Origin of the sequence: Mycobacterium sp. (assembly GCF_032161845.1) — a bacterium.
Lineage (GTDB): Bacteria > Actinomycetota > Actinomycetes > Mycobacteriales > Mycobacteriaceae > Mycobacterium.
The window spans coordinates 1-6,269 of sequence record NZ_JAVRQA010000419.1 but is presented as its reverse complement, the minus strand read 5'-3'; the positions used below and the strand labels follow the sequence as shown (position 1 = coordinate 6,269).

At 66.8% G+C, this 6,269-nt stretch carries 7 protein-coding genes and 1 pseudogene; 1 reads left to right on the top strand and 7 read right to left on the bottom strand.

Annotated elements, in window-relative coordinates:
- On the top strand, positions 1 to 347 hold a 347-nt coding region (locus QOD90_RS22775; RefSeq protein WP_526353319.1), incomplete at its 5' end, for a 9-bladed beta-propeller domain-containing protein.
- Positions 348 to 395: 48 nt separating this feature from the next.
- Here QOD90_RS22775 and QOD90_RS22770 read toward each other — a convergent pair.
- The 7 genes and pseudogenes from QOD90_RS22770 to QOD90_RS22740 form a co-directional block, all read right to left on the bottom strand.
- Positions 396 to 662 carry a hypothetical protein gene (locus QOD90_RS22770; protein ID WP_526353317.1) on the bottom strand — a complete coding sequence of 89 codons (267 nt, stop codon included), beginning with the start codon at positions 660 to 662 and terminating at the stop codon, positions 396 to 398.
- A gap of 140 nt (positions 663 to 802) precedes the next feature.
- Complete coding sequence (locus QOD90_RS22765; RefSeq protein WP_526353315.1) at positions 803 to 1,144, bottom strand: YbaB/EbfC family nucleoid-associated protein; 342 nt, start codon at positions 1,142 to 1,144, stop codon at positions 803 to 805.
- Complete coding sequence (locus QOD90_RS22760; protein WP_526353313.1) at positions 1,141 to 2,712, bottom strand: PPE domain-containing protein; 1,572 nt, start codon at positions 2,710 to 2,712, stop codon at positions 1,141 to 1,143. The genes QOD90_RS22765 and QOD90_RS22760 overlap by 4 nt, the downstream gene beginning before the upstream one ends.
- A gap of 9 nt (positions 2,713 to 2,721) precedes the next feature.
- Complete coding sequence (eccE, locus tag QOD90_RS22755; protein WP_526353311.1) at positions 2,722 to 4,119, bottom strand: type VII secretion protein EccE; 1,398 nt, start codon at positions 4,117 to 4,119, stop codon at positions 2,722 to 2,724.
- Positions 4,116 to 5,447, bottom strand: coding sequence for a type VII secretion-associated serine protease mycosin (gene mycP / locus QOD90_RS22750; protein WP_526353321.1), 1,332 nt, complete (start codon positions 5,445 to 5,447; stop codon positions 4,116 to 4,118). The genes eccE and mycP overlap by 4 nt, the downstream gene beginning before the upstream one ends.
- 247 nt (positions 5,448 to 5,694) lie before the next feature.
- Complete coding sequence (locus QOD90_RS22745; protein ID WP_526353309.1) at positions 5,695 to 5,952, bottom strand: HPr family phosphocarrier protein; 258 nt, start codon at positions 5,950 to 5,952, stop codon at positions 5,695 to 5,697.
- 33 nt (positions 5,953 to 5,985) lie between these two features.
- A pseudogene (locus QOD90_RS22740) lies at positions 5,986 to 6,269 on the bottom strand (PTS lactose transporter subunit IIC); the annotation flags it as partial.

Sequence of the window (6,269 nt, the reverse complement as noted above, 5' to 3'; positions counted from 1 at the left end):
CTATCGAGACCCGGTTGATTGGCAGCACATTCTTCGCCAGGGACCCAAACGACAGGACGACTCGACGCTGGCAGCAGTACAAACTGGGTACCGGCGCCAAGGGCAATGAGTGCAATTACGATATGGGGTCGGGTTACGTCGCCACCGACGGCAAGGTCGGCGTCTTCGAATCCGGCAATCCGAACGTCGGGCTTGTCACGAAGGCCATGGATCTCGCGAGCTGTGAAACCCTGTGGTCCATCGAGTCGCCGATCGGCTCATTTCGAGACGTCTGGCGGATCAACACCACCCTCGTCCAATTGTCAGACGACGGAACGGAATTGATGTCGCTGGTCGCGCCAAAGTAGATCGGCCACTTCCCGGCCCACCCACCCTGGGGAGGCAACCCACCGAACCTACAAGACAAGCATCACGACGGCCGCGGCGATGATGACGAGCACGAGCACTCCGATGCCAATCAAGAGCCACCGGCCGTTGCCCTGTGAGGGGGTGGTATCGCCGTGCTGGGTCCACGTCCCCTGCTCCCAGCCGGGCGGCGGGGGCTGCTGCTTCGGGCTCGACACCGTCGGGTCGAACGGCTGACCGTAGGGCTGACCGTGGTCGGCGGGCGTGGAATCCCAGTGTTGCGGCGACGGCCAGCCGTCTTGGGAAGGCGTGCTCATCCGCGCTGTCCTCCAACCAGCCAGTACATTTCCGCACCCCCACGACAATCGCTAATGACGCCTCGAATCGTTGACGCGCACAGGGCTTCACCGTAAACCGAGATCCCACGTGATGCGTGCACCAAATTGCTCACCTTCTACTACTCGTTGGCGTCATTGAGTTCCGACGTGATCTGTGCGACCGCCGTGTCGATCCGCTCCCGATCGGCCTCGATCGAGGCCGACGCGTCGGCGCCCGCATTCTGGAGCGCCTCGTTCACCCGCGCCGAGACCGTATCGGCCCCTAGGCGCAGCAGGCCGTCCTCGATGAACACGTCGGTCAGCCAGTGGTGCCCGTTCAAGGTGACCTCGACGGTCTCGGCTTCGTCCGTCGCGGTGAAGGATTCGCCTGCCATCTTGTCCAGCTGCTCATCCATCAATGACTGCAGGCGCTGAGCCTGCTTCAGCACGGCCGCCACCTGAGGGTGCATGTCCTCGGTCACTTCGCGTCCTTGGGATCCTGAACGGTTCGGCGCTTACGAGCCCCGATCACCTCTTCGGTGTACTCGCGATCCTCGACGTAGAGATCCTCGTCGGGGGACAGGCCGGGTGTGCGCCGCTTCTCCTTGCCGGGCTGGGCTTGGCCGCCGTGGCCGCCGCCCATGCCACCCCCCATGCCGCCGCCCATGCCACCGCCGGTCCCACCTCCGGCGACCGGGGCGCCACCCGCACCGCCGGCTCCTGCCGGACCCGGACCGACGGAAACACCACCAACGTTGGGCTGCAACGGCATCGACCCCGCGCCGCCACCACCAGACCCGCCCCCCGCGCCGCCACCTGCTCCCGCTGCAGCTGGATGCAGGCCCGGGTCGTCGGGCATCGTCGGCATGTCCTCGGCGCCAGCGTCGGGCACGCTTGGCGTGCCTCCACTCGGCGATCCGCCACCCGAAGGCGAGCCACCGCCCGACGGTGAACCACCGCCGGAGCCAGATCCTGCACCGGACGGGGGCTTGCCCGACGCCGATTCCGCCGACATCGGCGACGCGCCCTGCGAAGGGGTCTGCGGCATCGACGGTGTACCTCCAGGCGACTGCCCGCCGCCTCCGCCGCCCGCGCCGCCACCGGGAGCACTCGTCCCGGGGCCCTCGGAGGGCTGGCCGCCCTTCCAGTCGGACGGCAGCTTCCGCGGATCGCCGTTCGTGGTCACCGGCGCTGAAGGTGCACCGACCGGGGGAGGCGGATTGTCCACCGTCACGCGATCGACCGCAGCCGCCACGGTGTAGTCGTCCTGAATGTCCTCGGACTTCTTGACGAGCTTTGCCATCTTGGCCATGTTGTCGTTCTGGTTCGCCGTCGTCATGTTCTCTTCCAACGACTTGTAGTCGGCGTAGACCGGATTGTGCTCGCCGACCGCCTTCAGGTGCGCGTCCCAGATCTTCTGCGCCTCACGCGCCAGCGCCTGCCACTTCTGGCCGAGCTGGGTGATCCAGTTGCCGTAGTTGAAGAACTTGCCGTAAGCCTCGTCGGCGGCGTCGCCCTCCCAATTCACGATGGGCGCAATGAAAGTCGTCGCCTCACGTTGGAGGTTGACCCCATTGGCGTCCCACTTGTTCCGCGCTTCTTCCAGCGATGCACCGTGGTCGCCGCTACCGAGCGCGTCCTGCGCCAAGTCGATGAAGACGTAGCCGCCGCCGCTCGAGTGCGAGGGGGCAGCCAACGGGCCGGGTGGCTTCGGCTCGGCCGTGCCACTGCCCTTGGGCGTCACCGGCGCGGGAGCGGCTCCACCGCTGTCGAGACTTTGCCGTGCGGCAGCATCGAATTCGTCATAGGCGGCAGCCACCGAATTCAACGTGTCGGCAAGTCGCCGCTGCTCGGTCTTCGCGTACGCCTGGTTCTCGGCGAGGTACTTGGCGTTGGCCTGAAGGTGCTCGATGGTGCGCTGGGTGTGAGGCAGGGAGTCCGGTGCTTGAACCCCCGCAGCCAGGCTTGCCGAGTCGCCGAAATCGACGTTCATGACCTGCCTCGCCTTGGCGCGCAGGTCCGCCGTATCAACCTTGATGCCGTCGCCCATACGTCCTCCCTATTGCTCCAGCGCCATCTGGTAGCGACTTTCCTCGCGAGGGTTGATCAACCGGATCGGCAGCTGCCGATGGCGCGGGGTGTCGATGAAGTTGTGCCGCAGCACGACTCGGCCGAGACCTGGATGCGGCCCCAGGTAGGTGGTCGAGTTCGGCCAGACGATCTTGGCGACGGTTCCCACCCGTGCGTTGATGAAACCCGCGAACTCGCGGAACTGTGGACCGAGCGTGATGATGGCCCCGGCTGCGGCCGATCGAATCACGAACTGAGTGAACAGCCGCGCGTCGCCGAGGTTGATGCTGACGTCGACGTCGTCGAACGGCATGTAGACCGGATACCGGTCGGCTGTCTCGCCGACCAGCACGCCGGCCGAGCCGATCGGCAGCTCGTAGTGACGATCCGTGGTGGGACTCTGCCCGTGCAGCGCGGCGCGCTGACCGCCGAAGAGGCACGAAAATCCGCGCGGCGTAGTGGGAATCGCCAACGTTGTGAGCAAGACCGTCGTCGTCGGCGCGGTGCCGGGACGCACCCGGACCCGCGTGATGGTGTGGTCGGCGCGAGCCGACCACCAGACGTCCGGGCCGCCGGGTGCGGTGTATGCGGCGGTGAACGTGCTGCGGCCCTTGATCAACGACCACGCTTCGCGCTCGAAGCTGATCTCCGTCGCTCGATCGAAGGCGTCGAAACTGCGACCGCAACGTGCGTCGATCCCGTTGCTGGCCAGGTGATCTGCGATACGCGTGGTGGAGGCCACCAGATAGCGGGCTAGCCCGGCGACTCCCTCCTCCCGGCGCAGTGCCGAGCGACGCGTCTCTTCGGGCTTGGCGCGCAACACGATCCAGGTCCGCCGGTTGGCCGGTGCGGGGTAGGGACCGACCACCTGTTCGTAGAGCGCGACGAGGCTCGACGGCGCAGTCTTGCCGGTCCGGTACCCGGCCGAGACGACGTCGGCCTCGAGGTCGGGGCAATAGGTGGAGATGAGCTGTTCGACGAGTTGGGTGTCCAGCACGTCATCGGTGAATGCCTCGCCCGAGACGATGACCGTCGGAGTGAACGGCCTGGCGACCAGTTCGATGATCGAGATGAGGTGCTCACCCTGCCAGCGCACCGCCACGTGATCGCCCGGCATGACGGTCGCGCCAACGGCCGGCTCGGATGGCGCGGCCGGCGCCACCTCGTGCCGTCGCCGCCAGGAGAACACCGCCGCGATCCAGCCGGTGGCGCGTCGTCCCCGCACGGTGAGTGTCGTTGCGATGGCAATCAATACGGCCAGCAGGATGGCCAACCACATCAGGTGAATGTGGATGAAGAACACCAGGCACGCGGGGATCAGGACCGCGGCCCACAGGAGGTGGCCCGTCGTGATCCTGACGCCGAAGATCGATAGCAGTTTCTTCATCGGCGCCTCAACGCACGCCTTGCGAGGGCAAGGATGCCGAGGGCGACCGCCAGGCTGACGCCACCGACGACGACCATCGTGATGGGGCCGCGGTCCGGTGGCGGGATGAACACGGGCGGCGGAAGCTGCTGCACCTTGTACGACACCGTCTTCGGGCCGGGTGGGACGTCCCACGTCAGCGCGGCGACGGGGTCGATGACACCCGCACCGACGTAGTTGTCGACGCCGCCGCCGGGATGCCTTGAGGTGGCGGTGATTCGGTACATGATCTGTGCCGGCGTCAGGTCGGGGAACCGCTGCCGGAGCATCGCGGCCAGCCCGGAGACGTAAGCGGCCGCGAACGACGTCCCGTTGATTGGGATCGGGCCGTCCGGGCCCTGCAGCGCATTGACCGGGTTGCCGTCATAACCCAGCGCCACGATGTTCTCGGCGGGCGCGGCCACTCCGAGCCACGGCCCGGACATCGAGAACGTGCTCGGCTGGCCAGTCTGGCCAATGCCCCCGACGGTCAGCACCAATGGTGAGTACCACGCTGGCGACACGATTGTCTGAACCTGCTTCCAGCCGCGCGGATCCGAGGGGGTCGACGCGTCGGGCGGCGGATTCTGTGTGCAGTCCTGGCCGGTGTTGCCCGCCGCGACGATGACGACGGCGCCCTTGACGTTGACCGCGTACTCGATGGCGGCGCCGAGGCTCTTCTCGTCGATCGGTCGGGTGATCTTGTAGCAGGCGGCTTCGCTGATGTTGATCACCTGGGCGCCCAGGTTGGCGGCGTGCAGGATCGAGCGCGCCAGGCTGCGCAACGAGCCGGCTGTCTGCGTCGTGTTGGGATCGTTGGGGTCGGTGCGGGCGCTCGTCGGCAGATAGTTGTCCGACGTCTGCCGGAGCGACAGGAGTCGAGCGTCGGGTGCAACGCCGATGAAGCCGTCGGTCGGCGAAGGACGCCCGGCGATGATCGACGCGGTGAGCGTCCCATGGCTGTCGCAGTCGTTCATCCCATCGCCGGCCTTGTCGACGAAGTCGCCGCCGGGCAGTGCCGGCACGCGGGCCGAACCGTTCACCCCGGTGTCGATGACGGCGACAGTTACTCCCGCGCCCGTTGCGAACTTCTGCGCGTCGCTCAGCCGGAGGTAGTCGTTGGGCCACGGCTTGTCGGCGAAGTTGGCACCGGGAAAGCTGAGCGGCGTCGAGCACACTCGGCGTAGCTCGGTCGGCGAATCCGGACCCGTCTCGTCAGGTGGCAGCGCCGCCGGGTCGATTGCAGGCGGCTCGATGGCGAAGGCTGGAGGGGCGCTGAACACCGTCAGGAACAGCACGGCGAAGAGCATGACGATGCGACGCGTCAACGGTCATCCCTTCGGTCCTGGACCGCGCTCAGCCTGTGCTGAGACACCCCTAGCAAAGCAAAAACCGCCCCTTGGACGGCGTATCCCCTCACGTCAAGCCACTTGACCACGTGCACTCCGCAATCTTACGGTGCGGCTGGAGTGCCTCATGCACCTTTCTTGACGGGGTCAGGGGAGGCGCAGATTGCGCCTCCCCTGAGTCGAACGTCGAGTCCGTCGATGCGGTCGGCTAGGCGTCGAGGTCTTGCTGGATGAGCTGTGCGACGGTGGTCAGCGCGGCGTCGTCGTCGGATGCGACCGTGACCTGTGCGCCGTTGCCGGCACCGAGGGTCATGATCATCAGCGCCGAGCCGGCGTCGACCGGTTCACCGCCGTCCAGGGACAAGGTGACTGGCACTCCGGCGTTCACGACGGCTTCGGCGATGATTGCCGCTGGGCGGGCGTGCAGTCCGATCGCGGAACCGACGATGACGGTCTTGGCGGGCATGGTGGATCTCCTTCTGTGGTGGGTTCGAGGATGTCAGGCGGCGACGAGCTCGGGATTGGAATTCGCCTCGGACTTCGGCTTGGCGAACTGCTTGGCGGCGATGACTGCCACCGCACCCACGACTGTTCCAGCGGCGAGCGCGACGACGGCCCACAGCAGGTTGCCGATCGCGAAGAAGACGAAGATCCCCCCGTGCGGCGCCTTCGAGGTCACGTCGAAGGCCATGATCAACGCTCCGGTGACGGCGCCGCCCGCCATCATCGACGGGATCACCCGGAATGGGTCGGCGGCGGCGAACGGGATGGCACCCTCTGAGA

Coding starts and splice junctions, on each gene's coding strand:
- QOD90_RS22770 (WP_526353317.1), bottom strand. CDS start 662: ATGAGCACGCCTTCCCAAGACGGCTGGCCGTCGCCGCAACACTGGGAT.
- QOD90_RS22760 (WP_526353313.1), bottom strand. CDS start 2,712: ATGGGCGACGGCATCAAGGTTGATACGGCGGACCTGCGCGCCAAGGCG.
- eccE (WP_526353311.1), bottom strand. CDS start 4,119: ATGAAGAAACTGCTATCGATCTTCGGCGTCAGGATCACGACGGGCCAC.
- mycP (WP_526353321.1), bottom strand. CDS start 5,447: ATGCTCTTCGCCGTGCTGTTCCTGACGGTGTTCAGCGCCCCTCCAGCC.
- QOD90_RS22745 (WP_526353309.1), bottom strand. CDS start 5,952: ATGCCCGCCAAGACCGTCATCGTCGGTTCCGCGATCGGACTGCACGCC.